The organism is Arthrobacter sp. JCM 19049 (assembly GCF_001310435.1).
Window position 1 is genome coordinate 1 of sequence record NZ_BAXF01000953.1, and the last position, 523, is coordinate 523.

The window sequence follows — 523 nt, forward strand, 5'->3', positions numbered from 1 at the left end:
AGCGCCCCAAGGACCTGGCCACCCAGCAAGCGGCCGCCGCCGTCGGCCAGGGTCTGCTGCTGGCCCAGTACACCACCGAGTTCGCCGCCCACGAGCTGACCGTCGCCCAGGTGCTGCTCACCGCCGATGACCTGCGCCGCCGGCAAACCTACACGAACGCGCTGCGCTCCCTGGTGCGGCTGCTGAACCTGGGGGTGCTGCCGATCGTGAACGAAAACGACACGGTGGCCACCCACGAAATCCGCTTCGGGGACAACGACCGGCTCGCCTCCCTGGTCGCCCACCTGATCAAGGCCGACGCGCTGCTGCTGTTCTCCGACGTGGACTCCGTGTACGACGCGCACCCCCGCCACGGCGGGCAGCGCATCGCCTGATCAAGAACCCCAGCGAAGTGGAGGCGGTGAACCTGGGCACCCCGGGGGAGGCCGGGGTGGGCACCGGCGGGATGATCACCAAGGTCGAGGCCGCCGTGATGAGCTCCTCCTCGGGCATCCCGGCGCTGGTGACCAGCGCCGAAAACGCG

1 pseudogene is annotated in these 523 nt (G+C 70.2%); it reads left to right on the top strand.

Annotation, left to right across the window (positions count from 1 at the left end):
• A pseudogene (gene proB, locus JCM19049_RS17310) lies at positions 1 to 523 on the top strand (glutamate 5-kinase); the annotation flags it as partial.